General features: G+C 73.9%; 29 protein-coding genes and 1 pseudogene. All 30 read right to left on the bottom strand.

All coding sequences use genetic code 11. The features are described from left to right. Positions 1-76: 76 nt before the first annotated feature. Positions 77-445 carry a hypothetical protein gene (locus tag ABZ885_RS16825; RefSeq protein WP_360188368.1) on the bottom strand — a complete coding sequence of 123 codons (369 nt, stop codon included), beginning with the start codon at positions 443-445 and terminating at the stop codon, positions 77-79. Next, positions 442-852, bottom strand: a complete 411-nt coding sequence (locus tag ABZ885_RS16820; RefSeq protein ID WP_360188366.1) for a hypothetical protein — start codon at positions 850-852, stop codon at positions 442-444. Before ABZ885_RS16820 ends, ABZ885_RS16825 begins: the two co-directional genes overlap by 4 nt. A 96-nt stretch (positions 853-948) precedes the next feature. Next, positions 949-1116 carry a hypothetical protein gene (locus ABZ885_RS16815; protein WP_360188364.1) on the bottom strand — a complete coding sequence of 56 codons (168 nt, stop codon included), beginning with the start codon at positions 1114-1116 and terminating at the stop codon, positions 949-951. Between the two features lie 83 nt (positions 1117-1199). Further along, on the bottom strand, positions 1200-1568 hold the full coding sequence (locus tag ABZ885_RS16810; protein WP_360188363.1) for a DUF317 domain-containing protein: 369 nt from the start codon (positions 1566-1568) through the stop codon (positions 1200-1202). 286 nt (positions 1569-1854) lie between these two features. Then, positions 1855-3657, bottom strand: coding sequence for a hypothetical protein (locus ABZ885_RS16805; protein ID WP_360188361.1), 1803 nt, complete (start codon positions 3655-3657; stop codon positions 1855-1857). Further along, complete coding sequence (locus ABZ885_RS16800) at positions 3654-4808, bottom strand: AAA family ATPase (RefSeq protein WP_360188372.1); 1155 nt, start codon at positions 4806-4808, stop codon at positions 3654-3656. Before ABZ885_RS16800 ends, ABZ885_RS16805 begins: the two co-directional genes overlap by 4 nt. 308 nt (positions 4809-5116) lie before the next feature. Further along, positions 5117-5338 (bottom strand): hypothetical protein, encoded by a 222-nt coding sequence (locus ABZ885_RS16795; RefSeq protein WP_360188360.1) that lies wholly within the window; start codon positions 5336-5338, stop codon positions 5117-5119. Positions 5339-5508: 170 nt separating this feature from the next. Then, the gene (locus ABZ885_RS16790) at positions 5509-6369 is read right to left on the bottom strand and encodes a hypothetical protein (protein WP_360188358.1); all 861 of its coding nucleotides are present in this window, start codon (positions 6367-6369) and stop codon (positions 5509-5511) included. 21 nt (positions 6370-6390) lie between these two features. Beyond that, positions 6391-8022 (bottom strand): DUF317 domain-containing protein, encoded by a 1632-nt coding sequence (locus tag ABZ885_RS16785; protein ID WP_360188356.1) that lies wholly within the window; start codon positions 8020-8022, stop codon positions 6391-6393. Between the two features lie 113 nt (positions 8023-8135). Further along, positions 8136-8708 carry a hypothetical protein gene (locus ABZ885_RS16780; protein ID WP_360188354.1) on the bottom strand — a complete coding sequence of 191 codons (573 nt, stop codon included), beginning with the start codon at positions 8706-8708 and terminating at the stop codon, positions 8136-8138. 304 nt (positions 8709-9012) lie between these two features. Next, positions 9013-10497 carry a DUF317 domain-containing protein gene (locus ABZ885_RS16775; protein WP_360188352.1) on the bottom strand — a complete coding sequence of 495 codons (1485 nt, stop codon included), beginning with the start codon at positions 10495-10497 and terminating at the stop codon, positions 9013-9015. 174 nt (positions 10498-10671) lie between these two features. Continuing rightward, the gene (locus tag ABZ885_RS16770) at positions 10672-11451 is read right to left on the bottom strand and encodes a hypothetical protein (RefSeq protein WP_360188351.1); all 780 of its coding nucleotides are present in this window, start codon (positions 11449-11451) and stop codon (positions 10672-10674) included. Between the two features lie 13 nt (positions 11452-11464). Beyond that, on the bottom strand, positions 11465-12037 hold the full coding sequence (locus ABZ885_RS16765; protein WP_360188349.1) for a hypothetical protein: 573 nt from the start codon (positions 12035-12037) through the stop codon (positions 11465-11467). Continuing rightward, positions 12034-13626, bottom strand: coding sequence for a DUF317 domain-containing protein (locus ABZ885_RS16760; protein ID WP_360188347.1), 1593 nt, complete (start codon positions 13624-13626; stop codon positions 12034-12036). Before ABZ885_RS16760 ends, ABZ885_RS16765 begins: the two co-directional genes overlap by 4 nt. 200 nt (positions 13627-13826) lie before the next feature. Beyond that, positions 13827-14723, bottom strand: a complete 897-nt coding sequence (locus tag ABZ885_RS16755; protein WP_360188345.1) for a hypothetical protein — start codon at positions 14721-14723, stop codon at positions 13827-13829. After that, positions 14720-15586, bottom strand: a complete 867-nt coding sequence (locus ABZ885_RS16750; protein WP_360188343.1) for a hypothetical protein — start codon at positions 15584-15586, stop codon at positions 14720-14722. The genes ABZ885_RS16755 and ABZ885_RS16750 overlap by 4 nt, the downstream gene beginning before the upstream one ends. Beyond that, positions 15583-15906 carry a hypothetical protein gene (locus ABZ885_RS16745; protein WP_360188341.1) on the bottom strand — a complete coding sequence of 108 codons (324 nt, stop codon included), beginning with the start codon at positions 15904-15906 and terminating at the stop codon, positions 15583-15585. The genes ABZ885_RS16750 and ABZ885_RS16745 overlap by 4 nt, the downstream gene beginning before the upstream one ends. A gap of 107 nt (positions 15907-16013) precedes the next feature. Further along, entirely contained in the window at positions 16014-16700 is a 687-nt protein-coding gene (locus ABZ885_RS16740; protein WP_360188339.1) for a hypothetical protein, read from the bottom strand. Between the two features lie 168 nt (positions 16701-16868). Next, on the bottom strand, positions 16869-17903 hold the full coding sequence (locus tag ABZ885_RS16735; RefSeq protein WP_360188337.1) for a DUF4259 domain-containing protein: 1035 nt from the start codon (positions 17901-17903) through the stop codon (positions 16869-16871). Further along, positions 17860-18630: a hypothetical protein gene (locus ABZ885_RS16730; RefSeq protein WP_360188335.1), complete on the bottom strand. Its 771-nt coding sequence runs from the start codon at positions 18628-18630 to the stop codon at positions 17860-17862. Before ABZ885_RS16730 ends, ABZ885_RS16735 begins: the two co-directional genes overlap by 44 nt. A 41-nt stretch (positions 18631-18671) precedes the next feature. Further along, positions 18672-19361 carry an HAD family hydrolase gene (locus ABZ885_RS16725; protein WP_360188370.1) on the bottom strand — a complete coding sequence of 230 codons (690 nt, stop codon included), beginning with the start codon at positions 19359-19361 and terminating at the stop codon, positions 18672-18674. A gap of 27 nt (positions 19362-19388) precedes the next feature. Next, positions 19389-20579, bottom strand: a complete 1191-nt coding sequence (locus ABZ885_RS16720; protein ID WP_360188333.1) for an MFS transporter — start codon at positions 20577-20579, stop codon at positions 19389-19391. A gap of 173 nt (positions 20580-20752) precedes the next feature. Continuing rightward, entirely contained in the window at positions 20753-21640 is an 888-nt protein-coding gene (locus ABZ885_RS16715; protein ID WP_360188331.1) for a winged helix-turn-helix transcriptional regulator, read from the bottom strand. Between the two features lie 46 nt (positions 21641-21686). Next, the gene (locus ABZ885_RS16710; protein ID WP_360188329.1) at positions 21687-22187 is read right to left on the bottom strand and encodes a hypothetical protein; all 501 of its coding nucleotides are present in this window, start codon (positions 22185-22187) and stop codon (positions 21687-21689) included. Further along, on the bottom strand, positions 22184-22933 hold the full coding sequence (locus ABZ885_RS16705; protein ID WP_360188328.1) for a hypothetical protein: 750 nt from the start codon (positions 22931-22933) through the stop codon (positions 22184-22186). The genes ABZ885_RS16710 and ABZ885_RS16705 overlap by 4 nt, the downstream gene beginning before the upstream one ends. Positions 22934-22951: 18 nt before the next feature. Further along, positions 22952-23527, bottom strand: coding sequence for a DUF4913 domain-containing protein (locus ABZ885_RS16700; protein ID WP_360188326.1), 576 nt, complete (start codon positions 23525-23527; stop codon positions 22952-22954). A 375-nt stretch (positions 23528-23902) separates the two neighbouring features. Next, positions 23903-24439 (bottom strand): hypothetical protein, encoded by a 537-nt coding sequence (locus tag ABZ885_RS16695; RefSeq protein ID WP_360188324.1) that lies wholly within the window; start codon positions 24437-24439, stop codon positions 23903-23905. Further along, positions 24354-24665, bottom strand: a pseudogene (locus ABZ885_RS16690) (DNA cytosine methyltransferase); the annotation flags it as partial. The pseudogene ABZ885_RS16690 and the gene ABZ885_RS16695, both read right to left, overlap by 86 nt. A 216-nt stretch (positions 24666-24881) precedes the next feature. Then, the gene (locus ABZ885_RS16685) at positions 24882-25376 is read right to left on the bottom strand and encodes a hypothetical protein (RefSeq protein WP_360188323.1); all 495 of its coding nucleotides are present in this window, start codon (positions 25374-25376) and stop codon (positions 24882-24884) included. A 159-nt stretch (positions 25377-25535) separates the two neighbouring features. Then, positions 25536-26180: hypothetical protein (locus tag ABZ885_RS16680; protein WP_360188321.1), on the bottom strand; the 645-nt coding region annotated here is incomplete at its 5' end.

The following is a 26180-nucleotide window of genomic DNA, read 5'->3' as shown; positions in this document are numbered from 1 at the left end:
CGGGCGACGGGCGCGGGGGCGGCACCGCGAGAGATCGCGGTGCCGCCCCGTCGCCGTTGCCCCGAAGGGCACTCGCCTACCGGGCGAGCAGGCGGAAGCAGCCGTGCTCGTCCTGGAGCACCTGGCCGGAGTCCAGCAGCCGGGTGAGGCTGAGCCGCACGACGGCGACTCGCAGTCCGAGGCCGGCCGCGAGCTTGTCGAGGGGCTCCGGGCCGGAGGCGAGGGCGGTGAGCACTGAGCGGTCGGCGTCGGCGTCGAGCCATCTGCTCACGCGGTGGAGGGCGAGGGCTGACGCCCCGCACGCGGTCAGTCCGACGGTCGCCGACACGCTGTGGTGCAGCAGGCCCGCCGCGACGGCGATGGCACCCGAAGCGGTGGTGAGCACGATCAGCATGATCGCGGCGCGGCGCAGGCCGCGGCGGGGGATGTTCGGGTTGGTGGTCACGGAGCCTCCTGGGGAAGTGGAGCGTAGCGGGACTGGGAGAAGAAGTCGCAGTCGGTGCGGGGCGGGCGGATCCGGCAGGCCCGGCACGGGCGGTCCGGTGCGCCGGCAACGATGTGGTGGTGGCAGATGGTCCGGCCTCCGCCGTCGGCGCGTACCAGGTGGGCGACGACGAGTTCGGCGAGCTGATCGGCGGTGCTCCAGCCGCAGCGGCCTTCGCCGGGGTGGGGCCGCCCGGGGGCTCCGTCGATGCCGCCGACGGCCAGCAGGTAGCGGTCGGACGGGGCGAGGTAGGCGAGCACGTGGTAGCGGGTGCGCTCGCCCGTGTTGTTGGTGGGGCCGTAGGCGGTGCCGAACGCGCGGGTGATGCCGACGCGGTCGCCGCGCAGATCGAGGGTCTCGGGTTCCAACGGGCCTCCGTGGTCACGGTGCTCGGCGCGAGGTGCGCGTCGATGACTGGCCGCCGGGCCGGGCCGGCGGCATGCGAGGGAGAGGGGAGGCGGCGGTCAGTGGTGTGGGGGGCGCTGCCGGGGAATCCGGCCGGACGGCTCGGCAACGGCGGGGACACGTACGAGCAGGACCCGCGCGACGATCAGCTGGAGAGTCATCAGGACCAGGCCGACGCGGGTGGCGGTCTGCTCTTGGGCCAGCAGGGCGTGGAGGCCGAGGCCCACGGCGGCGGCGCTGATCAGGTATTCGGCGAAGGTGAGGCAGCGACGGGCGGACAGGCGGGGGGTGCGGGGAATGACGAGCCCTTTCAGGAGGTCGACGACGTCGTGGTGGACGGGCGGGGGGTGGAGCGGCTGACCAGCGCGGCGAGGAGGTCGATGACCAGCTCGGCGGGAGCGTGCCGGTTGAAGGTGGCCCGCCAGCCAGGCTGCCGGGCGGTGCCGGTGAGCGCGATGATCCAGGTGTCGACGTGCCGGTTGTCCGGCTGGTAGCCGACGTAGACCTGGGTGCACGGCGACGCGGCGTGCAGGCCGCCCTCGGCGTCGATCACCCACGACCAGCCGTGCTCGTAGAGGAAGGAGCTGATGGCGTTGGGGTTGCCCTCGCCCAGCGGCCAGCTGCGGTGGGCGATGGCGTTGCCGGGACGGGGACCGCGGACGACGGGGGCGGAGATCACGACGGACAGAGGGGGCCTCCTTCGGGCAGGCGCTGCGGGGTCGTCCATGTTGACTTGGACTGCCCCGATTTGCGTAGTCCGTTCGAGGGTTCGTCTGCCACAAGCGAACACGCCTGTGCCCGGACCAACTCGGTCCGGGAACAGGCGTGTTGTATCGGCGGGGGTACTGCGGCGGAGGGTCGCCGGCCTGGTTGGGGAAGGGGACCGCGGGGTGGTCGGCCTCGGTCCGGATCGGGAGGCCGACGAACCTGGTGGTCCGCCCAGGCCCAACGCCCCCGTCGGCGTCTTAGCGTGTCTTGCGGATGGCGTCGGTGGCGGCCTGGGCGATGGCGGCAGGGGCACTGGAGGGCCGGGGCAGGTGGAGCAGGGTGGTCCCCGGCAGGTGGAGGGAGTTTGTGGTGAGGGTGAGCTGGAGTACGGCGCAGCCAGCGGTGGTGAGGCGGTTGATGCGGGTGACCGCCTCGGCGGTTTCGTCCGGGGTGTACTGGGCGTCAGTCACGACCACGAGCAGGCGGCCGGTGCCGGGGCGGCTGAGGTCGAGGCCGTGGTCCAGCGCGTCCAGGGCATCGCCGAGGTTGTGGCTGGCGCCGTTGGCGGCGAATTGGGTCACGCGATCCGGCGCCCGGTGGGTGGGGCGGGTCAGCGCCGTCAGGTCGTAGTCGTACGCGACGGTGGCGGTGCGGGAGTCGGGGCCGGTCAGGGCTGCCGCGCGGGCCACGATCCAGGCAGCGGATGCGACGGGCCCGCAGGCGGCCCTCATGGAGCCGGAGACGTCCACCGCGATGCCCACCCGCAGCGGTGGGGTGGGTGAGTTGCGGCGGCGGGTGGCGGTGAACGGCTCTGCTGTGGGCACCGACCCGCTCGCGCGCTGGGCGTCGCGGGCGAGGGCCTGGCGGACGTTGAGGCGGCCGGGCGGGGTTGGGCTGGTGGCCCTCTCCTCACTGCGCTCTCGAAAGGCTGCGGCTCGCAGTGCCCGGCTCAGGCGCGCGGCGGCGCTCTGTTCGGCGGCGGTGGGCTTGCGGGTGCCGGTGACCGGGCTCTCGGAGGGCCTTGGTGTGCCGTTGGGGCTGACGGTGGTGCCGCTCGGGTTGAAGACGGACCGGGCGGTGGCGGCGGCTTTGCGTCGCTGGCCGGCCTGCTGGGCGCGGCCTTGGGCCTGGGCCTTGGATCGCGCGGCAACGGCGCTCTCCGCAGCAGTCTGTGCCGCAAGGTCTGCGGCGTCGTTGGCGGCCATGTTGTCCATGACGACCACCACGGCGCCGGACAGCAGCTCGGTGAGGTCCTCCGGCGCGGCGGGCAGGGCGGGGGCAGCGGCGTCCAGGGCGTCGCACCAGTCCTGGGCGTGCGCGAGCATGGTGGCGGCGTCGTGGTCGGCGCACCGGTGGGCCGCGGTCCAGATGCCGGTGAGAGTGGCCAGCAGGTCGGCGCCCAGCACCTTTTCACACAGATCGGCGACGGCCTTGGTCTCGCCGGCGTCCAGGATGCCGGCGTCCCGGCGGCCGAGGATCAGAGCCGCCGCGCCGGCGGCCTGCCCGATGCCCTGGAAGGCGGGGTTGGCGATGTCGGGCATGACCAGTGTCCGGGCACTGGTGCGCAGGTACGTGCGGTCCGTGGGCCGCCTGGTCAGGTGAGCGCCTTCGACACGACTCTCCTCCAGTAGGAGCGCGGCCTCGACGACGCGGGGATCCGCGCCGGTCGGCTCCACCCACACGGAGTGGGCCGCATGGGCCGCCTCATGGACGAAAACCCCCCATGCAGCGGGATAGCGCTCCTCGTCGCCCACGATCCGGGGATGGACCTCGTGGGGCTGGAGAGGCTCGAACAGCGTGGCATCGAACTCGACCTCCGCCAGGCCGGGGAAATAGGCGGCCGGTGCGCCGCTGCGGGTGCCGGGACGGCAGGTGACGAGCAGATCCTGGCGGCCGGACAGCGCGACCAGCCGATCACCCAGCTCGGCTCCCACGCGCAGCCACGCGGCCGGGGAGGACCGGGGCTGTGGGGGCGGGGCGCCGTCGTCGTCCCAGCGCGCGAGATCGGCGGCGTCGTCGGGCGCGGTGACCGGGGACTGGACGTGGTGATGGGCACTCATCGCCGGCGGCCCCGGTTCGCGGGTCCGGTGGGCTGCTGAGCAGCCGGGGCGGTTGTGGCGGCGGGGAGCTGCCGGCCGAGGGTGAGCGGCTTGACGTTCTTGACACCGGCGATCTTGCTGACGGTGGCGGCGACGACGTCGCGGTCCTCCAGAGGAGCGATCCCGATCAAGTTCGCCCACGCGGCCGGGCTGCCGAGGACGGCCTCGGTCTTCTGGAAGCTGAGCAACTCCCGCAGCTGGGGGGCCCAGCCCAACTCACCGAGCTCGACCTGACCGGCGAGGTGCCGGGCGACCCGGACCACCCGGGCATCGACCCGCAGCGCCTGGGCGAGGTCATAATCCGTCCCGACCTGGATCTGCACCGAGAACCGCGACGCCAGCGCCTCCGTCAGGATCGCCCCGTGGACGCCCGGGTTGTGGCCCGCGACCACGAAGAAGCCGGGCTCGGCCGTGACGGTCTCGCCCCGGTGAGCCTTGACCTGGATCTGGCGGCGCCCGTCCATCGCCGGATACATCGCCGACAGAACCTTGGGCGAGATCAGGGTGGCGTCGTCGATCAGCAGGGCGCGGCCCTCGGTCATCGCGGTGACCAGCGGACCGTCCTTCCAGACGTAGCCCCCGCCGTCGTCCAGCGTGTAATCGCCGATCAGGTCGCCGACCGTGGTGTCGCCGTCGCCCGCAACGGTGATCAGATCGGGGAACGCGGCCTCCACCAGGGACGTCTTGCCGGTGCCAGGGGGACCGTAGAGCAGTACCGGCACGTCGGCGGCACGCAGCCGCGCCAGCGCCTCGACGTCGGGCAGGGAGGCCAGCTCCCGGGGGTGGTAGAGCTGGCCGCCCGCGCGGCGGATCGGACCGACCTGCTTGGGCTTGTTCGGTGCGGGCGGGGCTGTGCGGGCCGTGGCCGCCTGGGCCCGGGGAGAATGGGTGCCCGGTGGGCTGATCACCACGACCGCCGCAGCCAAGGCGGTCTTCCCGTTCGCGCGGAACTGCCTTCCGGAGCCGAGCTGGTCGGCCTCCCCGCGCTGAACCAGGGTGTTGACGGCTTGCTGGACAGCACCGTGGGAGTGACCCAGCGCCTTGGAGATCTCCCCGATGGTGAGCGGGTCCGCCGGCCGGTCGGCCAGCAACTTGGCGACCTTGGCCCTCAGCTCGCCGGGCCTGGCGTGTGCTGGTTTGGCGGGCGGTGCGGGCGTGGTCAAAGCGAGGAACCTCCAACGGGTTCGCGGGCGGACGGGATTGGCAACGTGCTGAGATGGCGGGGCCGCTCTCGGAGCGGATCAAGGGCGGGACGACCACCGGGACAGTGAGGGCGAGGCCGGCCCGCTCACGGGGTCTGTCCGGGCCAGTTCGCCCGGAACCCGGGCCCCCGGCTGGGCCGGGCGGTGCGGGCGGCCTCGGCGTGGGAGGTCTTGTCGCGGGTCTGCACGGGTTCCCGGCAGGGGCGTACCGACGACGCTCAGCGGCCGGCCGAGTGCTCGGTCCGGTTGCACGGGGCGGCAGTCGACGGGCAGCTCGCTGGCTGCCGAGCAGGCCCGAGCGTCCGGTCCGCGCTGGGTTCCGTCGCTGGGCAGGAACAGCCAGGAGCCTCCTCGAAGCCGGCCCCGATCAGGATCCGCAACGCGGCGGCGTTGTAGCCGGTGGTGGTGATCTCGCCGGTGGCGGTGCGCCGGATCGGCACGAACTGCTGGGCTGTGCTCTCTGCGGGCGCCCCCGCCTCGTGGACGGGCGAGGGCCCTTGGGCGGAGTCGAGAGGATGCGAGGTCAGGACTTCTCCGTGGTGTTCGGTTCGAGGCTCGGAGGGCTTGGGTGGCCGGTGCCAGTCGTGTTCCGGGGCGCCGGCCCCGGCGGTCAGCGGGTGCGGCGCTGCTGCGGCAGCGTCCGCGGTGCAGCCGAGGCCGGCGGCGGGGCAGCCCGTGGGTGCCCGGCCGTGGTGCGCGTACGAGCCGCGTCCGCACGGCGGTTCTCCGCTGGGGTGGTGAACAGCTCGTCGCTCGCGTAGCGGAACGCGCCGGCGGCGTCCTCCAGGAGCTCGGCCTGGATCCGCTGGGGTGCCCGGGCGGCGTCGGCCAGGATCTCGGGGACGCGTGCGTCCAGCAGACCGGCCTCGCGGGGCAGCCCGTACGCGGAGGCGACGGCGTGGCGGGCGGTGGCCTCGATCGTGGCGGACCACGCCGTCGGCAGGTTCGGGCCCTCGGGCACGATGCCGCAGACGGTCGGTCCCAGGTTGGCGAGGGCCTGCGGCAGGGTGGCCTCGTTGTCGATGGCGGCCATGAGGGCCACCTCAAGGGCCGTGTACGACGCGGCTCCCAGGCGGGAGAAGAGGTGTCCGTTGTGCAGCCAGGCGACTGCCTGCTGCTGCGGGCAGGGGGCGGGGGTGGGCAACTCCGGTAGCTCGATGACCAATTCGTCGGGGCCGGCGGTCTTGGCGAGGGCTCGCCAGAAGCAGGCCAGCCGTGCGGTGCCCTTGAGGGTGTCGGCGTTGGCCAAGGCGGTCAGCACGGCGGGGTCGAGCGGGTTCTGCGGCTGCGGGTACACCTGCTGGGCGAGGCGGAAGCCGGCGTCGGCGAGGGCCAAGCAGCCCCTGGACGGCTCCAGCGTCCGGCTCGCGGCGACCAGCAGGTCGGCGACCGGGGCGCTGCCCAGGCCCTCGTAGGCGGCGTTCAGCAGGCGGCGGCTGTCCAGGAGTGCGGGGTGCGGGGAGTCGGTCATGGTCGTCTCTACGTGATGAGTTCAGTGCCGCTGGCTGCGGGCGGGGGCGCTGACGACGGTGCTTGTGGTGGCGGCGGTGCCGGGCTCCGCACTCGCGCGGGGCAGTTGAGTGCCGTGGGCGAGGGCCGCACTGCGCCGTTGGGACGCAGCAGTGAGGGCCTCGGCACTCACCGGGGTGACGACGGCGACCTTCCGGTCGGTCGCGTCAAGGTGGAGGCCGGTGGTGCTGCGCAGCAGGGGCTCCGGGGAGGCGAGGTCGCGGCAGAGTGCGGCGGCGAGGCGGGAGGGGGTGTTCGCGCTGATCTCCGCCAGCCAGTACCCGCGGGCCCGGTAGCAGCTGATCCGGGCGGCGGGCTTGCCACGCAGGTCGTGGAGGGCACTCGGGACGTCGCAGTGGGCGTTGACGTAGCCGTCGGGCGAGCGGAAGGAGACGGAGCCGCGGGGATCGACGGTGCTCTGCCACCCCGCCTCGGCCAGGGGCAGGAGACCGAGGGCCAGGACTCCGGCCTGGAAGGGTGCTCGGGTGTCCGGTCCGGCTTCGTCCAGCATGGCGAGCGCCTCGTCGACGACGCCGGCGATCAGCTCGGGCGGGGCCAGGTCGCCGCTGGTGATGCGCCAGGCGACGCTCGCTCCCCGGTGCTGGGCACCCCAGACCCGCCAGGCGGCGCTCTGCCGCGTCGGGGTGTCGGTGCCGTCGGGCCAGGCGACGCCGAGCCTGCCGCACGGGCTGGTCATCGAGTTCGTGCCCAACGTCCAGCCCTGGGAGGCGAGATGGTCCTTGATCTGTTCGGCACCGCCGCGGCCGGGGCCGGCGTAGTGGCGGGGGGTTACGGTGACCAGCTCGGGTGCGGGTACGGGGCTGAGAGCCGGTTCGACGGCGGTTCGGTCGGGGGTGGTCGGCAGCGGGTTCTCCAGGTCGGTCGGGGGTGCCAGCTGGGGGCGCCATCGCGGCAGGGTGGCGACGGCGGCGGGTTCGATCGTGACGCGGGCCAGGTGGTGGGCGGGGATCACGCTGCGGCGGCGCAGGGCCGCGTCCGAGGCCAGCGTCACCGCGGCCGTGCGCAGGAACGCCTCGGGAGTCCACGGCGAGGCGATGACCTCCCACGCCAGCTCGGAGCTGGTGTTGCCCAGGCTGAAGGCGAGTGTGCGCTCCGGGTGGGAGGGCACCAGGAGGGTGGCGGCGCCGGGCGAGTGGATGAACGTCCGCCAGGGGCCCCGCTTGATCGTCCACCCGGCGCCGGAGAGGATCCGCTCGATGTCGTCACCGGCCCGGCGGTCGGCAAGGACGGTGGCCGGGTCGCTGTCGAGTCGGCCGGCTGCGTCCAGGACAAGGCCATGGGTGAGTTCGTAGGGCGTCGTGGGGCTGAACCAGGCACACCAGAGCTCCGTGGCGTCCTGCTCCCCGCTGTCGTGGGCGGAGAGCTTCCAGTAGTTGTGGAGGTTGCGGCGGCCGAGGGGGAAGTCGCCGCGCTCCAGCGCCATGCGGCGGCAAGGGCTGACCAGCAGGGGTTCCTCGGCAGTGCTGTCCGGGTCGTGCTCCCACCCGTACGCGGTGATGAGGTGGTCGCCCAGGTCGCCGGGCGGAGTCCCGGTGCCCGCGAGTTCCAGCGGGCGGACTGCGACCAGCGGGTCGATCTCGGCGTCGGTGGGCAAGGAGGTCTCCGGGAGTAGGGGCACGGCGGGGCGGGTGGTGGGTTCGAATCGGTCCGACCGCCGGGCACTTGAGCGGGCGGGGCCAGTTGTCGGCGGGGAGCGGGCCGGGAGGGTCACCGGGACCGTGGCGGCGGGGTCGGTCCGCTTGCGGGGCTGGCCTGGGCCGGTTCGCCCGGGCCCCGGCCCGCAGCCCCCGACTGGGCCGGTGCGGTGCGGGCGGCTTCGGCGCGGGAGGTCATCTCGCCGACTGGGGAGGGGGTGCCCGGCAGGGCCTTGCCGTCGGCGCCCACCGGCTGGCCGAGTGTTCGGTCCAGGCGCACGGGGTGGCCGGCGGCGAGCAGCTCGCTGGCGGCTGAACAGGCCCGCTCGTCCGGTCCGTCCAGGTTGCCGTTGCTGGGCAGGCGCAGCCAAGAGCTGTGCGAGCGGAGGCTGACCTCCTCGAAGCCGGCCGTGAGCAGGATCCGCAGGGCGCCGGCGTTGTAGCCGCTGGCGGTGATCTCGCCAGGGCTGGTGCGCAGGATCGTCACGAACGGCTGGGCGGTGGGTTCTGCCGCCGCCTGGACGGGCAAGGGCGCGGGGGTGTCGAGGGCGCGTGCCGCCGGCAGGGTTCCAAGCGCCTCCATGCGGCGGTCGTTCAGGTCCTCGTCGATCAGGGCCAGGGCGTGCATGAGCTTGTAGGCGGGCACGGAGTCCGGGTCTGGGTGAGTTTCGTCGAGGTCGGGGTCGACCGCCTTACGGGCGTGGGCGAGAAGGCGCTCGGCGGCGTGGAGCAGGCCGCCCTCCTGCAGGAGGTGGTCCAGGAGCTGGTCGAGCTGATCGGTGTCAACGGTGGTGAGGTGGTCGGCGAGTTCGTGCAGTGTCGCGGCGCTGGCCTTGACGTTGGCGACGGAGTCGAGAGGGTGCGAGGTCAGCGGTTCTCCGTAGTGTTCGGGTCGGGCCTTGGAGGGTTTGGAGGGCCAGCGGGGAACTCGGCGGTGCGGGCCGGAGGTCTCACCGCCGCAGGGGGCTTGGAAGTCGGGGGCCGGAGCCCGGGCGGGCCGCCGGCTCAGCGGTGCCCGCAGCGGCGAGAACGGGAAGCGAGCGGGTGACGGCCGCGACTCGGCGGCGGGTGGAGGCGGTGAGGGACTGCGCGGTGACCGGGGTGACGACGGCGACCTCCCGGTCAGTCGCGTCGAGGCGTAGGTGGTCGCTGTTGCGGATCAGGGGCGAGGGGTCGGCGACGGTCCGGCACAGCGCGGCGGCGAGGCGGGAGGGGGCGTTCGCGCTGATCTCGACCTCCCAGAAGCCGAGCGGCCGGTGACAGGAGATGCGTGCGGCCGGCCGCCCGCGCAGTTCGTACAGGGCGTCCGGCGGCCCGCAGCGGGCGCTGAGGAGTTCGTCGGGCGAGCGGAAGGTGGCGGCGCCCTTGGGCGTGACCTCGCTGCTCCAGCCCGCGGCGGCCAGCGGCAGGAAGCCCAAGCCCAGGACACCCGCGTCGAACGGTGCCCGGCCGGCCTTGTCGGCCTCCTCCAGCATGACCGTCGCCTCGCCGATCAGACCGTCGATCACCTCCTGGGGTACCAGGCGCCAGCCGGTGACCCGCCAGGCGACGCCCGCGCCGCGGTGCTGGGTACCCCAGACCCGCCAGGGCTCGTACGTCCGCTCGCGTCCCCAGCCGCGTGGCTTGTCCGATTCGGTCGGCCAGGCGACGCCCAACCGGCCGCACGCGCTGGTCAGGACGCCTTCACCACGGATCCAGCCCTCGGCCTCAAGGCGGTGCCGAAGGTGCTCGACGGCATCGACGCTGGGCCCCGCGTAGTGGCGCGGGGTGACTGCGACCAACGCCGCTGACGGGCCGGGCTGTTCGGCAGTGTCCTCTTCCGGGCCGGCCGCGCGAGCCTCCCCTCCGTCGAGGTCGGCCAGCAGACCCGTCCAGCGCGGCGGGAGGGCCGAGTGCGCCGGCGCGGTCGATACCCGCTCGGCATGGTGGGCGGGTATCTCGCTGCGGCGGCGTACTGCCGAGTCCTCCACCAGGGCCGTCGCCGCGGCCCGCAGGAGCACCTCCGGTGTCCGGGGGGACATGGAGATCGACCAGTGCAGCTCGGAGCTCGTGTTGAACATGTTGAACGACAGGTCCCGCTCGGGGAGCTGGGAGGTGTGCGCGGCGCCGGTGTTGCCGGCCGGAGTGATCATGCGGACCCCGGGCAGGGGGTGCTCCCTCTCCAGCCAGCCGGCAGCGGCGAGAAGGTCGGCCGCGTCGTCCGCGACGGCGCGCCGGGTCAGGACGCTGCCTGGGTCGGTCCCCAGGCGCTGCGCGGCCTCCAGGACGAAACCGTAGGTGAGTTCGTGGGGTGTCTGGGGACTGAAGCACGCCCACCACAGCCACTCGGAGCCCTCTGCCTCGCGGGCCGTGAGCATCCAGTTGTCGTCCAGCTGGAGGTTGCCGGACAGGAAGGTGCCGTGCTGCAGGCGAAGCCGGCGGCACGGGCTCTCCAACTGCGGGTTCTCACCGTCGGCGGCGATACGCCACCGGTACTCGGAGGTGAGGAGGTGCAGGAGGTCGAACGGTGCGGTGCCGGGGCCGGCCAGTTCCAGCGGGCGGACGGCGACCAGGTCGTCGGGGCGGGGTTCGGCGGGCAGGGGCGGTCTCCAGAAGCACAGGGGGCGAGGTCAGGACAGGCGGTGCCGCGTGGCCGGTGCGGCACTGACGGTGCGCGCCGGGCCGGCGGACTGCGGCGTGGCGGGTGCCGTCCGGGCACCTGCGCTGCGGGCGCGGGCGGCACCGGAGCGCCCGGTGTGCTGCAGCTGTTCGGAGCGGGGCTGGGTGGTCAGCAGGTTCCGGTGCCGGGCCGGCAGCTGGTCCGCCCGGCGGACGGCCGGTGCCAGGAGGGCGAGGGTGGCGGCGGTCAGCAGCGGCTCGGGGGCGGTTGCGCTGAACCGCACCGTCCAGGTACCCGTCTGGGCGGCACCGGTCAGCATCACCTCGCTGCCCGGGGCCTCCAGCGGGAAGGAGAGGGCGGCGTGCCGGTCGGGTGCGGAGACCAGCTCGTAGCCGTCCCGCTGGTGTCCGGACCAGCCGGCCGCGAGCAGGGCCGTGCGCGCGTGGTGGCCGGCGAGGGGGCCGGTGCCGGTGAAGAGGTGCGGGTGCTGGTGGAGAGCGGTGGCGGCTTCGTCGAGCAGGGACTGGGTGACCTCGGCCGGCACCTGGTGGCAGAAGCCGACCTCCCAGCCGATCCCGCTCAGGGCCAGCGGCACCGGACCTGGCCGGTTGGACAGGGCGATGCCGTTGGTGCCGCTCACGAGGACGACATGGGTGGGCGAGTTGTAGGGGCGGAACCAGCCGTGGTCGGTGAGGTGGTACGGCAGGTCGGCGTCGCCGGGCCCGGCGAGGTGGGCCGGTCGTACGGACAGGAGCGGGCTGGTGGAAGCAGGGGAAACAGCAGTGGGCACAAATCTCGTTCGGTCAGGGGGCCGGGACTCGGCCTCGGCCCGAAAGCGGGGTGGCCGGGCGCAGGAGCCCGGCGGAGTAGACGACGACTGGTGCGGCGCCGGTGGGCAGGGTGCGGGCGGTGGCCGCGCGGGCCCGGCGGGGCCCGTCGTCGGCGGGCGGTCCGGGGTAAGACCCGCGGTCCTCGGCCAGCAGCAGCGCATAGTCGAGACGGGGCAGGAGCCGGCGGCGGACCGCCTCGGCCGCCCGGGCCGGTGACGCGCTGACGGACAGGCCGAACGGCGTCAGGTCCTGCACCGACCCGGGGTCCGTTCCGGCCGGGACCAGCGGCGCGATCAGGTAGCGGCCCCTGCGGAAGGGGCGAGGGACCACGGCCAACTCCCGGTCCTGGCCGTCACGCAGCATCCCGAGACGGTCGTTGACGAACTCCAGCAGGGCCCACTGGGTGATCCCGAGGTCCCAGAGCCGCTCGTACACCTCGGTACGCGCCGCCGACGTGCTCACGTCCGCCAGCGCCGTCCGCCAGGTACCCGGAAGTCGGCCGGCCACCGCTCCGGTGAACGCCTCCAGGGCACGGCCGTCCCTCACCGCCGCCGCCCACGGTCCACGGCGGTGGTCAGCGAGGGTCCGGCCGGATCTGCCAGCGGAGTACGGGAGGCTGGTGCGGTGCCCGAACGGGCGGCGCTGGAGCGGCCGGTGCCCGCCGAGACGACCTGAAGGTACGGCAGGTGCATCTCGGGCAGTGAGCGGCGGGCCCGCAGCACCGGGGCCGGGTCGGCGGCTGTCAGGGCCGCCGCCGTGATCAGCTCCGGCGGGGTTCGGCTGGTGAAGTCCGCCGACCAGGCGCTGAACCGGTCGTCGATACCCGCGGCGAGCGTCCAGGTAGGAGGGGCCTGGCCCTCCAGCTCCTCGTAGTGCGCGAACTCAGCCGAGTTGTGCTGGAGCACGATCCTCGGGTCCGGGGCGCTGAAGGCGGTCCATACGCTGACGGTGCGGCTCGTCCAACCGTGTCGGTCCAGTCCGAAGGGCGAGACGTACTCGGCGAGGTCGGCCGGCCAGGCGTCGCCAGTCACGGTCTCGGCGACGAGTCGGGTCACTTCGCCGAGGACCTCGGCCGGCGTCCTGGAGCTGAAGGTGGCCTTCCACGCGGGCATACCCAGCGGGCCGGCCAGCGCGGTGAGCTGCCAGGCGTCCCGGGCCCGCTCGGGAAGGTGCGCGACGCGCACGCTCTGGCAGTCGCTCTCCCACATCCGGCCGCCGCGGATGGCCACGGACCTCCAGCCCGCCTTGCTGGTCAGGGCTGCCACCGCCCGCTCGGCGGGGCCGGGCCCGGCCAGGTACAGCGGGCTGACGGCGACCGCCGCGTCCAAGCCGGCGCCATCGGCGAGGAGTTCGGCTGCGGTCGGCAGCGCCGTACGGGCTTCGGCTGCGCGCCGGTCGACCTCGGCCTGCTCGGCGAGAGCTCGGGCGACCACCCACTGCGGCAGGTTGTCGCTGGCGCGGACGACAGGGCCGCTGTGGGTGACGGCGCCGTTCACGGCGGCGATCAGGTGCAGCGGCGTGCACGAGCTGAATCCGGCGCTCCAACCCACGTCCGGGTCGCCCGAGGCGACGCGCCAGGTGAAGCCGCGCTGCACGTCGGCGGCCAGCTCGACGGCCGGGTCGAGAAGCGGGGAGACGTCGTACTCGACCTCGCCGTCTCCCGACCTGGTCAGCCAGTGACCGTCGGTGCTGGACGTCGGCCAACCCGCCTCGGAGAGAGCCTCCTTGGCGTCTGCGAGGGTACCCTCGAACGACACGAAGGTGCCCGTGCTGGCGTTGACCACGTCGAAGTGGAGGGAGTCGGCCAGCTGGCCGAGGAACGCCTCGATGATCTCCGGTGGGGTGGCCCGGCTGAATCCGCCGCGCCAGGCGGGGATGGTGAACGGGTCCAGGGCCGCGGTGACCTGCCACGCCTGCTCCTGGTCGGGACGGTACCCGACGCGGATGCGGTGGCACGGGCTGGTGGCTATCACCTCCGTGAGGTACCGGCCGAGGTCTGTGACTCGCCATCCTGACCCGCGCAGGGGGGCGAAGGCGGTGTCGATGGACTCCCGGTCGCCGGGGCCGGCGAGGTAGCGGGGGCGGACCAGGGTCTCGACGTCGGGGTCGTGGTGCGGCAGGTAGGCGTCTGGCAAGGGCGGACTCCGGGGCGGGGGTGGGGTGAGGACGGTCAGCGGCTGCGGGGGTGCCGGATGCTGGGTTCGGTCGGCGGAGCGGCCGGGGCTTGTGCGTGTGCGGGCTGGACCGGTGCGACGCGGAGCCGGGCCGCTTGGGCGCGGGGTGCCGCCGGAAGGGGTGCACGCGGATGCTGTCCTCGTGCCGGGCCGCCCCAGGGTCAGTCGGCGTTGGTGCGCCGGGTGTATGCCGCGGCAGTGGAGCGCACCAGGGCCCGCTGCTGCTCGATCGGGAGCGCGTCGATCGCCGCGATCTTCGCCTGGATCGCGGGATCGAATATGCCGCTGCCGGTGTCGGCCAGACCGGCGGTGGCGAGAATCCGGCCGATCACCTCGGCCTCGATCAGCGTCTCGCAGCTGTCGTGCACCTCGCAGTACATCCGGACGTGGGCGGTGACGCCGACCAGGGCTTCGGACAGCGGCCCGCGGTGGCCCAGCAGCAGCCCCAGAGCGTAGAGGACTTCCTCGGTGGCGCAGCGCAGCAGGTCGGTGTCCTCGGGGTGGGACAGCCAGCGCACCGCCCTCATGTCGTACAGCTCTTGGGCCAGGTCGGGGTCGTCGGAGTGTTCGGTCTCGGTGGCCCAGAAGGCGGCGAGGGTCGCCGCGGTGGGGTCCAGGACGCCGAGGGCACGCTCGAGCCGGGTCCGCAGTTCGCTCTCGTACAGGGGCAGCATCGACTCGGCGAGTTCGCTGGCGGCCGTGGCCGGGTCGGCGGGAATGACGGCGGAGCCGAGCTGGGAGGCGCTGTTGTAAACGAGCACGTCGAAGGCGGTGAGGGGGCAGATCAGGAACCGGCCGGCCTCGGCGGCGGGCAGGACCAGGAGCCGGCGTCCGTCGGGGCCGTCCAGCACGGCCGCATCCGCCATGGTGTCGCGGTCCAGTCCGAGGTCCTGGGCGCTGCGGTGGTCCCATACGCGGTCGTGGAAGTAGTGGCGAAGGTCGGCGTCGTTGCGCAGGTCCAGCGCGGTGGCCTGCCACCGGTCCGGCAGTCGCGCGGCCAGGGCGTGCGCGAAGTCCGCCAGGGGGCTGGGCTGGTTCTGGGTGCTGGTGCTGGTCATGATCGGATTCCTTCGGCGGGCTTCTTCGTGGACAGGTGGTGCAGGATGCGGGGCAGGGTCATCGCGGAGTCCAGGCGCCCGGCGGCGAAGCGGACGATCGCCCCTCCGGCGCCGACGTCACCGGGGCGGGCCAGGCTGTAGCCGACGGCGGCGTTGTCCTCGTCGCGCCGGACGTGGACGATGACCCCGCGCTCGGCCAGCGCGGCGAAGTAGCTGTCGAGGTCGTTCGCCTCGGACAGCGCCTGGCGCATCTGCTGCTGGAGCCAGACGCGGGAGGGCTCGCTCCAGCCGTGCCGTTCCGCCTTGATGATCTCGGCGCTGGTGGGGTAGCTGGTGGTGACGCGAGGTCCGGTGCCGACGGGCCGAAGCGCCCACTCGGTCTCGATAGCCCGGCACTCGGCCTGGGCGCGCATCGCGTCGCGGTGTGTCAGGGGCCGGGAGCCGTCGGGCCGTACGGTGACAGCGGCCAGGTGGATGTGGTGGACGGCGTGCCGAACGGCCACCCACCGGCATGCCGGTTCGTTCTCGGGCGCGATGCCGGTGGCCCGCACGATGCGCCGGGCGACCTCGGCCCACTGGGCGTCGTCCAGGACCGGGTCCTCGGGGGCGGTCCGCACCGCGCAGTGCCACACCCTGTTCGGCGGCATCGTCCCCAGCTCGGCGGCGCGCAGCTGGGCGTATTGGTCGAGCCGTGCGGCCAGGCGGCTGATGGTCGCGTCCGGGTCACGGCCCGGGTCGGGGGCGCCGTGCAGGTCCCATGCGGCGACGAGGTGCGGGTCCTCGTGCTCCTCGCGCCGGCCGGGGCCGTAGAGGTAGGCCAGCAGTGGTCGGATGCCGTTGCCCCGGGAGACGTCGGGGATCACGACGCCTCCAGCACGGCGTCCAGGACGGTGTACGTCCGCTCGGCGAGGTTCGGCAGGACCGCGAGCGCGGCCTCCCGCCCCGGCCCGTCGCCTGAGCTGCGGACGGTGGCGACGGCGGTGTTCAGCTCGCCCGCCACGCGGTCGAGGGCTTCGGCGAGCGGGCGACGCGGGTCGCGGTCGGGGCGGTGGAGCGGATCGCCGCACTGAGCGGCGGCCAGGGCGGCGGTGCCGACGAACCCGGCGATCGTGAGGCGCTCGGCGGCGGCGCGCTCGCCGATGGCGGCGATGGCAGCCGGAGTGAACCGTACCGTGATCTGCACGGAGCGGCGCTCCGTCGTGCGTGGTCGCCGCTGCGGCCCGATGGCGGCCGGCGACTGGGTGCTGTCGGTCGAGGAGATGCGCGGTCCTTCCAGGGAGTGAGAGGGCGTCAGCGGTGCTTCGGCCCGGCGGGGCGGCCCTCGGCCGTTACGGGTGCTGGGGCAGGGCTCGGGGCCGAGAGCGTGACCGCGGCCGAGCCGTGGGCCCCGGCGCCGGCGGCGCGGGCGCTGGGGGCTGCGGTCAGCGGCGGCAGCGAATTGCCTGGCTCGCCCAGCCGGTCGACCCAGGCCCGCGCGTCGTCGACCCTGGCGAAGCCGCCTTGGCGCAGGGTGTAGCAGCCGGCCTCCAGGTCGACCTCCTCAAGGAGAACGCGGACGGGCAGCCGGCCGGGCTCGGGAGCGGTGTCCCGGGCGATGATCCAGGTCTTGTAGAAGTCCGGCTGGTCGTACGTGTAGTCGTCGACGACCTCGAAGCGGGCCCCGGAGCGGGCCAGGAACTCCTCCAGCTCCCGGGTCTCCGCGTCGCCCTCCGGCTGGCCTTCGACGGCGGGGACGGTGAGGGCCGGGTCCGCGCCGCGGGCGGCGAGCCAGTTCTGGGCGAGCGCGGCGATGGCGTGGCGGCTGTAGTCGAAGCGGTAGCTGCCCGCGCCGAGGTCGCGTTGGACGTGGACGGCGGCGTACTGCGCGGATCCGGGGATGTCCCAGGTCATGGTGCCGTCGTGGACCAGGAAGTAGCTGTCCGTCAGCAGTTCGGTGTGCGGGTTCTCGGCGTTCTGGACGGCCAGCAGGGTGAGCATGTTGAGGTCGAGCGAGAGCCGTTCGTGCGCCGACTCGTCCTGGGCGGTGGCGGGGTCGAGGGCATCGACGTCGAAGCCGGCCGTGCTGAGAGTGGTGGTGATGAGTCAGTCCTTGTGATCAATGCCGCAGGCCGGGAAGGTACCCGGCGGTGGGCGGGGCGGGGGTCCTTACGGGCGGTGCGGGCGGTGGGAGGCGGCGGGTGGTGCGATTGCTGCCGGCGTAGGCCCGGCCTCGGCAGCGGTGCTGGGCGTGGTCCGGGTCCGGGCAGCCGCCGACCGCGGGGCAACGGCCGGGTCCGTTCCGTTGGCGGCGGCGTGCTGGTACCGGGCGGCTAGGTCCTGGAGGTCGCGGCTGGCGAGGGCGAAACGGGCTCCGACGGTCTCCAGTTCGACGCCGGTGAAGCGCAGGACGCCGTTGGTCTGGACCGCCGTGTGCTTGCCTTCGGCGATTTGCGCCAGCGTCTCGCCCGCCCGGGAGGCCGTCGCGCGCAGCTCCCGGTCGAGCGTGTCCACCTCGTACGCCTGGTGCTCCAGCATCTCGGCGAGAATGTGCGTCAGCGACTCCTTGGAGTGGCGCTCGGGCAGGTCCCAGGTGTTCTCGACGCCGAACCGGTCCTGGAGGAGCTTTTGGCCGGCGAACACCTGCCGCTGCCGCCGGGGCTCCGCAGCAGGGGCCGGGCTTGCCGACGGCTCCTCTTGGAGGACGAGGCGGATCTGTTCCACCCCGCTGAGCCAGCGCTCGCCTCGCGCACGGTCGAACCAGCGGTCCACCTCGGCGTCGGCGTGGGCGAGGACGCGGTCGAGGGCGGCGACCGCCTTCGGCCGGAGGTCGGTCGGCAGAGTCGGGACCGGCTCGCGCGGGCCGCTGTTGAGGTTGACGTCGCCTCCGCCCGGGCACTGCGAGGCGATGACAGCCGCGGCGGCGATGACCTCCTGCGCCATGTCGGGGTCGAGCGGGCCCTGCGGCATGGCGACCGCGACGTCGAAGAGGCGGTGGAGCCACGGCGGCAGCTCGCTGGGGAAGAGGCTGTCGAAGCGCTCGGCGGCGTCGTTGGCGGCGTCGTTGTGGAACGGACCGGTGTCCCAGCTTCCGATGAGGGGTCTCCTGAGTGTGGTCGAAGGACCGGGCTCGGCGGGCCCGCTGAGGTGGGGGCGGCGGTCAGCGCCGGGACCGGCCCGTCGGCGGTGACACGGCGACGGCAACCGCTGCGGGTGCCTCCGGCGCTGCGGGCAGACCGGTCGGCCGGGCAAGGGCGGCGGCCGAGCGGGCGGCGGGCGGCTTCGCGGTGAGGGCCTCGTACCTGGTCTGTCCCTCGGGGGTGAGGGTCAGATCGTGGCCCCGGAACAGGTCCTTGCGCTCGTAGTGGTCAACCAGGCCCTTGCCGATCAGGGCGTCGACGGTGGCGACCTTGACGTCGGCCCCGCCGGCCACGACCCTGACCGACCCGCGCACGCCCTTGAAGATGGTGACGGTGGACGAGCCGACCAGCCGCAACGCCTCCTCCTGCCGCGGCGGCAGCCGGCCGGCCGCTGGTGCCCTCTTCGCCGTCGGCACCGGGGCCGTGGTCGGTGGCGGGACGAAGGTGGGCAGCTCCTTATAGACGTCGATCAGCGCGGTCAGCGAGCGGTGCAGCTCGCTGCGGCGGGCAACCAGGAGGTCGAGGTCGACAGCGCTGCCGCGCAGGACGCCGGTGGTGACGGGCAGGTCGGCGTCGTGGCCGGCCGCGATGCGCTGGAGGTCGTCCCGCAGGGAGGCGGCGAGAGCGACCACCCGGATCTGAACGCCGTCGAGCCTGTTGGCGGTGGAGACGATCAGGTCGGCGACCGCGCCGTGGAGGGTGGCCGTGCGGTGCCCGGGCAGGTCCTCGGGTTGCTCGGCCTGCAGCTCGGACCACACGAGTCGGCTGCCCAGGTCGGTGTTGCCGGGCACCCGCGGCCTCCAGGCGGCGATCGTGCGTCCGCTGTCGGCGCTCACGCTGTGGCCAGCTGCTGCCCGGTGATGACCGCGAGGCCGGCGGTGACGGCGTCCTCCAGGGTGTCCGCGAGCGGGGCACCGTCGGCGGCGAGGCGGGCGGCGCCGTGCAGGCCGCCGGTGAACAGGACCGGCACCGCGCCGACCGAGCGGGCGGCGACGGCGTCGTCCACGCTGTCGCCGATCACGATGGTGCGGGACGGGGCGACGGTGTTGCCGAGCGCGGCGAGGTGGGCGGCCAGAGCGGGGGCCTTGGTGCGCACCGCCGGGCCGTGGCGTCCGTCGTGGCGCGCCAGCAGCCCGGCGATGCCCGCCTGCTCCACCTCCTCGACCAGGCGCTGATGCGGTGTCAGGGAGAGCAGGCTCTGCCGGATGCCGCGGGCCCCCAAGCGCAGCATCAGGTGGTGGGCGCCGTCCTGCAGCCGGACCGGGCGGCGGCCCAGCTCGGTGAGGAAGTCGGCGTCGGTGGCCAGCCACTCCTCGTCGCTGAGGGTGCGGCCCAGCAGTTCGTCGTACATCCCCCGGATGGGCATCCGGTGGACCGCCCGGTAGGTGTCCAGGGTGATCGGGCGGTGGCCGAGCGCGGGCAGCGTCGCGTTGAGTGCCGCGAGGTGGTCGGCCACGTCATTTCGAAGGGTGCCGTTCCAGTCCCAGACAACGGCGATCAGCGAGGCACGGCGGGCGTTCATGGTGCTCAAGTAGGGGAACTCCAAAGGTCAGTTGGGGATGCGAAGGCGGGTACGGCCGAAGGCGAGGACGGCTGCCGCAGCTGCGGCGCCGAGCAGCGGGACGAAGGCCGTGGCGGTGTGGCCGGCGGCGGAGAGCTGGCCGGCGACCGCAGTGCCGACTGCCTGGCCGAGGCCGATCGCCGCGATCAGCCAGGCGGCGGCCTCGGTCGCGGTGCCGCGCGGAGCCAGGTGGTCGCAGGCCAGGAAGGCACAGGCCAGCCACGGGGCGAGGAACAGCCCCGGCAGGACGCTCGCCGTGATCATCAGCCACGGCGGTGCGGGCAGCAGCAGGACGGCGAAGGCGGCGGCGTACGCGCCGCCGATCACGGGCAGAGCCCGGCCGGGTGGCCACGGGCGTTTGAGCCGGGCCCACGCCGCGCCGCCGACGAGGCTGCCCAGCGACAGCGCGGCCGGCAGCACGCCGGCGAGCCACCCCTGGTGGTGCCGCTCCGCGTAGGACAGCGCCATAACGGTGAACGAGCCGAGCGTCACTCCGAAGAAGACCGACGCCGCGAGCAGGACCAGCAGGCCGGTCGAGCGCAGCGGACCGAGCCAGTGCACCGCGCGTGCCGCGGACCGGACACGGGCCGGAGCCCGTGCGGCAACGGCCAGGGTGCCCGCGAAGCCGGCCACCGCGCACGCGATCAGCGCCCAGGCGGGCGAGGCGAGCAGGCACACCGCCGTGGCCAGCAGAGGTCCGGCGACGAACACCACCTCCTGGGAGGCGGAGTCGAGGGCGAAGACCTTGTGGTGGCGGCTCGGGTCGACCAGCCGGCTCCACATCGCCCTCAAGCCTGACTCAAGCGGAGGCGTGCTCAGACCTGCCACGACCGCCAGCACGGCCGCGGTGATCGGCTGGGCGGTGCAGTCCACGACGGCCAGCGCGGTGAACGCTCCGCCCGAGACCGCAGCGGCGGGCAGGGCGACGGCGGCCAGCGCGGAGCGGTCGACCACCCGGCCGAGCAACGGCTGGCCCACCGCCCCGGCCAGCGCGTACAACGCGGCCAGGACGGCGCCGAGGGCGGTGGGGGCGTGATCGGCCCATGCGGCCAGGAGGACGGCGATCGGAGCCATCGCCGCCGGCAGACGGCCCACCAGGGTGCCCGCCAGCAGCGGCGCGACGTGCGGGGTGCGCAGGATGGACCGCCCGCCGGACCGGCTGACGCCTGCGGCAGGCATCGGCGCTGGGCTGCCGGCACCCCGAGCCGCGCCGTCGCCGAGGAGGACGTGGGGGGCCTGGGCGGCTTCGCCGTCGGCGGGGACGGGTGTGCTGCTCGGAGGGAGGGAGGACGGGGAAGGCTTGATCATGGACCTCGGGTGGTGCGGAACAGGCAGAAGCGGCCGGGGGCTCGTCAGCGGCGGTGGCCGGAGGCGGTGGCGAGCAGCGGAGCGGGCGGCTGCGGCGCAGGGGCGTGGGAGAAGGTCAGGTGGAGGGTGATGCTGCGCAGGTCGGCGGCGGCTGTGGCACGGGCGCTCACCGGCCGCTCGGCGCGCTGCGGCGAGGAGAACAGCTCGCCCTGGGCCGGGCTGTGCACGACGACGGCTTTGGTGCCGGCGGCGGCCAGCACGGTGCCGGGCCTGCCCGGGGTGCTCTGGGCCGGGACGGCGCAGGCCCAGGTCGCCAGGGCGCCGTACACCCGGCCGATCGCCAGCCCCGCCTCGGTGGCGCTCCACCGGTAGGCGCGGCGGGTGCCGCTGCGGGAGACGAGGCCGCGCTCCTCCAGGGTGAGCAGCCGCTGGTACGCCGCGGCCTTGTCGCGGGCGTCCAGGGAGGTGACCAGCTGCGGGTAGACCTGCGGTTCACGGCCGGCCAGGTCGCTGAGCAGTGGGACGGTGTGCGAGCTGGCCAGCAGACCCAGCGCCTCCTCGATCATCTCGGGCGCCTGCTCGCCCTCGACGCCCGAACGGGGGTAGCGCTGGGCCCAGGAGAGCGCCGCGGCGTGCACGGGCGCCAGCGCCTTGCCCTTCGCGGACAGCGTGAGGTCGAACCGGGCCGCACCGGTCGGGATCCGCGTGATGACGCCGGCCCCGGTGAGCACGCGGACGACCGAGTACGCGCTGCTCACCGGGATGGCCGGGTCGGCCGCCAGGAGGCCGCTACTGCTCGCCGTGCCCTGCCGCAGCGCGTGGAGGATGCGGGTGGCCCACCGGATGGAGAGGACTTCGGCGGCCCCCTGGACGGAGCCGACGGAGGGCTGCGACGTGACGGGCGTGGTGGCGGTGGCGGTGGCGGTCGACACTGGTTGATCTCCTGTTTCAGGCGTGCGGTTGGGCAGGCGGGCGACGTCAGCGCGGGCGGGCGGGCGGGGAGAGGGCGACGGCCGGGGACACCCCGGCCGGGGCGGGCGCGGAGGCGGCCAACTGGGCCGGGGAGGTCCGGGTGGAGGAGGCGAGGGCTGCCTGGAAGCGGGCCGGCATCCCGGAGCGCCTCGCCTCCTGGACGGCGGCCTGCCGCAGCCGGCGGGCCGCGGTCTCGTAGACCGCGACCTCCCGACGCTCGCCGACGGCGACCAGGTGGATGCCCAGCAGGTGCCGCGGGTTGTGGGGTGCGCGGCGTTCCACGTAGACGAGCCGGTAGTCCAGCGCGTCGTCCAGGTAGAGCTTCCTGGCGCCGCGCAGGTCGCGCTCGCCCTGCTCTTCGAGGAGGGGGCCGCGGACCTCGGCGCGCACCAGCCGTCCGAGGTAGCCCAGGGCCAGCATCCGCACGTGCTGCGGCACGGACAGCAGGTCGTCCAGAGCCTCGGGGTGGGCGCTGAACCCAGCCAGCGGCCGGGTGGGCGTGGTCACCGGACAGCCCTGCGAGGTGTCGCCGCCGGCGTGGCGAGGGCGGGTGCGGGCTCTGCGGCGACCGGCCGGTGCTGGCCGGTGCCAGTGCGGGTGCGGGCGGCGTTGGCCTGCGGGCTGACCACGACGGTGACGTCCCCGTCGGCGACCGGCGGAAGGGGGGTGCGCCGGTTCTCCAGCCACTGTTGGGCCTCCTGCGGTGAGCCGAAGGAGCCCTCGCGCAGGGTGTAGCCGCGGTCCGGGTCGACGGTTTCCAGGTGCAGCAGGAACGGCCGGTCGGCTCCGGCGGCGCTGCCATCGCGCAGCATGGCCCAGGTCTCGCCGGGCTCGGCGCCGTGCTCCACCAGCCGGTAGCGGGAACCGGACTCCAGCAGGCGGGCGGCGGCGGAGGCGCTGCGGGCGTCGGCCGGGGCACCGGGGTGGCCTGCCCGGTCGAGGAAGGCGTCGGTCTCGGCGCCGCGCTGGGCGAGCCAGGACGCAGCCAGGGCGAAGGTCGGCATGCGCTCGGTGACGAGGCTGAAGGACGTGCCGTCCTCGCCGTAGTGGAGGTGGGCGGCGACTGCGGGCAGGCTTCCTTCGGTGTAGCCGGCGACGTCCTCGAAGAGGAGGAAGTCGTCGCTGGTGCCGTCGTGGTCGTGGTTGACCTCGGTCAGCAGCTCGTACGCGTCCTCGGCGGCGAGGAGTTCCACCTGGGCCTCGGCGGAGGCGGCGTCGGCGGGACGCCATCCGGTCAGGTTGAAGTCGGGCAAGGGTCTCGGCTCTTTCGGTCAGGCCAGGGGGTGGGCGGCAGGGGTGGTGTCGGTGAGCGCGGGGTGCGGCAGCACGCGGTGGCTGATGTGGCCACCGCTGCTGGTGCAGGCGGCGAACGGGCCGTCCGCGGAGCGGAGCTTCATCAGCGCGGGCTCCAGGTGGTCTCGCTGCCACGAACTGGGGCCGGCGGCACCGGACTCGGGGTCGAGGGCGGCCTGCCAGGCGAGCCAGACGGCGTGCAGCCGGGCGACCGCCTCCGGGTGCTCCTTCCACCTCGGGCACCAGGGCTTGCCGGCGGTGGTCTCGGGCCCGTAGATCTTGGTCCAGATCTCGTCTACCCATGGGGTCATCAGCTCCAGTTCCAGGTCGTACTGCGGGTCGTCGAAGGCGAGGATGAACAGCGGCTCGGCGCCGCCAGCGGCATCCGGATCGCCGTCGTCCTCGGGGTCGAGGGCGGTAGTCATGCTGGCCAGCTGCTCGGCCTGCAGGTCGAATCCCGCCGCGAGAGCGGACAGCTTCGCGGTGAGCACGTCGAGCTGGGCGTTGGTGTAGCCGTCCGGCGGGGACGTCGGGTCGGGCTCGGGGGTGGTCAAAGGGGCGGGTGCCTCTCGTCGGCGGGTGATGACACGAGGATGTGCGCTCGACGGCCCGACGTATCGGGCCGGACTTGGTGTATAAGCACTCCCCTGCTCACCGCCGACCGCAGCAGCGGGCGGCGGTGAGCAGGTCGGCCACTCCCAGCAACTCCATTGCCCGGCTAGCCTGTTGGGGGACGACACCGTTGCCCAGGGCGGTCAGCTGGGCGGAGCGGGACAGGCCCGGAACGGCTGTGACGTGGCCCTCGCCGACGCCCATGATCCACTCGACGAAGGCGGGGGCGAGCCGCCCCCGCTCGTCGGTCGGCTCCGGGGCGGGGCGGGTGACTCGCTCCCAGCGGGCGATGGCCGGCCCGTACGGGCCCCACCGGTTCAGCCCGAGCTGTCCTGCTCCCAGATCGGCAGCACCACCGCCGACAGCGGCGGGCGGAACCCCGCCCCCGCCCGGCGCCCGGGCGTCCCCGTGTCCGAGGCCCTCGGTGTCGGCAGCAGCTGCGCTGCCGCTGACGGCAGGGTGAGATCCCCCTTGCTGCCACGGGAGTTCGGGCCTCCGTGTGTTCCGTCGGATGCCTTCGGCGTCGGGAAGAGCAGGTGCTCCACCTCGTCGCTCAGGTTCGGCCCGTGGCCGCCCTGGCGCCGCTTGTCCGGGTGCTGGCTCCCGCCAATCGAGCCCAAGTTCGAGGTCGGCGTCTTCAGCAGGGTGACCGCATGCCCGAGATCCTCCCGCTTCGCATCCGGCCCCTTCGCATCGCGGGCCTTCGGCGTCGGAAGGCCAGGCGACGAGGAACAGCCGCTCACGGCGGTGGGGGGCGCCGACGGCGGCAGCGGGTAGCACCGTCCACCGCGCATCCATCCCGAGGTCGGCCAGGTCTCCGAGAACCGCGCCGAGTGCCCGCAGAGCAGGCTCACCTCCGCCGTCTCCCAGATCGCACCAGCCGCACTCCACGTCGCCATCGGCTGGCGTCCCAGCGGCTGCGCTGAGGATTCCGCGGACGTTTTCAATGATCACCAACTTCGGATTGAGGACGTCGATCGCGCGGGCGATGGTCAGCCACAGTCCGGAGCGGGTGCCCTCGACGAGCCCGGCGCGCTTGCCGGCCACGCTCAGGTCCTGACAGGGGAACCCTGCCGTCAAAACGTCGATTGGCTCGACTCGGCTCCAGTCAACTGCGGTGATATCGCCGTGATTTGGCGTCTCTAGGCCAGTGGTGGGCGAGGATCGAGGCGGCGTTGGGGTTCATCTCGGCATGCCACGCCACGGTTCCGCCGAGGACGGCCTGGACACCCAGGTCCAGCCCGCCGTAGCCGGAGCACATGCTTCCGATACGCGGCCACCCGCCGCCCGGCGCCCTCATCGGCGGGCCCCGCTGCGGGCGGTCGCGGCGGCCACGGCGGGCGGTGACACCTGCACTGTTGCGCCGGGGCCGGCGGCGTTCTTCGCGGTGACGGGCTTGGCCGGGCGCTGGTACAGGGAGGCGGAGCGGGTGAGCACGATCGCGGCATCGCCGGTCAGGGTGAGGAAGTCCGGCTCGGGGCCGGTCAAGTCCGCCGCGACCTCCTTGAGCTTCCAGACCGCCTCTTCGAGGACGCCGCGGGAGGCGGCCAGGGACTTGAAGTAGGCGGTGCGGTGCGGCCACCGGTCGGACTCGGGGCTGAGCCGCTTGAGGGTGACGGCGACCAGGGCGGGTTGGGCGCGCAGGATTGCCTTCGCGGTCAGCAGGCCGGCGTAGGCGTAGGCGAGGGTGCCCCGCCGCCAGGCGATGTCCTCGGGCCTGGTGGAGTCGGCGGCCGTGGTGTCGTACTCGTCGATCGCGTTGGCCAGCAGCGTCTTCTGCACGTCGGCCATGGAGTCCAGGACGGCGCCGAGGCGGTCGGGCAGCGGATCGCGGTGGCAGTAGATGCTGAACAGCTCTTCGCTGAATCGATGCAGGTCAGCGGCAGTACCGAGCAGCCACTGGGCCTGGCGGTCGGGTGAGATGGTGGTGGTCAGGGTGGGTCCTTGGGGTCAGCGGCGGGGAGCGGGGGCGCTGCTGCGGGGCAGCGCGGCGATCGGGAGAGGGTCGGTCCGGCGGCCGGGCAGGACGCGGCGGATCCGCTGGGTCACGGTGAGGGCGGCGGAGCGGCGGGGACGGGCGGGGACGGCGGAGACGCCGGCGGAGGCAAGGTGGTCGGCGTCGATGCGCAACTGCCCTGCAGTCCGGCGCAGTTCGGTGGCGGTGGCGCTGTAGACGGCGGCGGCGTTGACCGGTTGGGCGTCGGGAAGGGCCCAGACGTCGGCACTCACGGCGTGCTGGAGCAGGTACGACAGGTGCCGTGTGGCCTCGGTGGCTCCGGCATGGGCGCGGGCCAGGGAAAGGGCGGTGAGCCGGGCGGCTGTCATGGTGGTGGGGTGTGCCGGGAACTGGTCGGAGAAGTCGGCTGCCGACAGGGTGGTGGTCTGCAGTTCCTGCATCGCGCGCAGGTGGGCGGCGACGTCGCGGGCGTCGGGGACGCCGGCGGCAGCGGCGGTACGGGTGGTGGGCAGCTTCGCGGCGAGAGTCTCGGCCTGGTGCGCGACCTCACGCAGGTGCCGCTGGTACGCCTTGACCTCGGAGGTGGGACGGTCGGAGGACGTGGTGGGACTCCATCGGATCAGGATCTGCCGGACGGC

The organism is Kitasatospora sp. NPDC047058, from assembly GCF_040643935.1.
In the GTDB taxonomy this organism is placed as follows: Bacteria; Actinomycetota; Actinomycetes; order Streptomycetales; family Streptomycetaceae; genus Kitasatospora.
Note: the sequence above shows the minus strand (reverse complement) of the source record. Positions and strands in the feature narration are given on the sequence as shown.

Excerpts from the sequence above, each read along its gene's own strand:
- ABZ885_RS16805 (WP_360188361.1), bottom strand. The coding sequence starts at position 3,657 with ATGAGTGCCCATCACCACGTCCAGTCCCCGGTCACCGCGCCCGACGAC.
- ABZ885_RS16790 (WP_360188358.1), bottom strand. The coding sequence starts at position 6,369 with ATGACCGACTCCCCGCACCCCGCACTCCTGGACAGCCGCCGCCTGCTG.
- ABZ885_RS16755 (WP_360188345.1), bottom strand. The coding sequence starts at position 14,723 with ATGACCAGCACCAGCACCCAGAACCAGCCCAGCCCCCTGGCGGACTTC.
- ABZ885_RS16740 (WP_360188339.1), bottom strand. The coding sequence starts at position 16,700 with ATGCTCACCCTGCTGGCCGTCCAGAACGCCGAGAACCCGCACACCGAA.
- ABZ885_RS16725 (WP_360188370.1), bottom strand. The coding sequence starts at position 19,361 with ATGAACGCCCGCCGTGCCTCGCTGATCGCCGTTGTCTGGGACTGGAAC.
- ABZ885_RS16720 (WP_360188333.1), bottom strand. The coding sequence starts at position 20,579 with ATGCCTGCCGCAGGCGTCAGCCGGTCCGGCGGGCGGTCCATCCTGCGC.
- ABZ885_RS16685 (WP_360188323.1), bottom strand. The coding sequence starts at position 25,376 with ATGGCCGACGTGCAGAAGACGCTGCTGGCCAACGCGATCGACGAGTAC.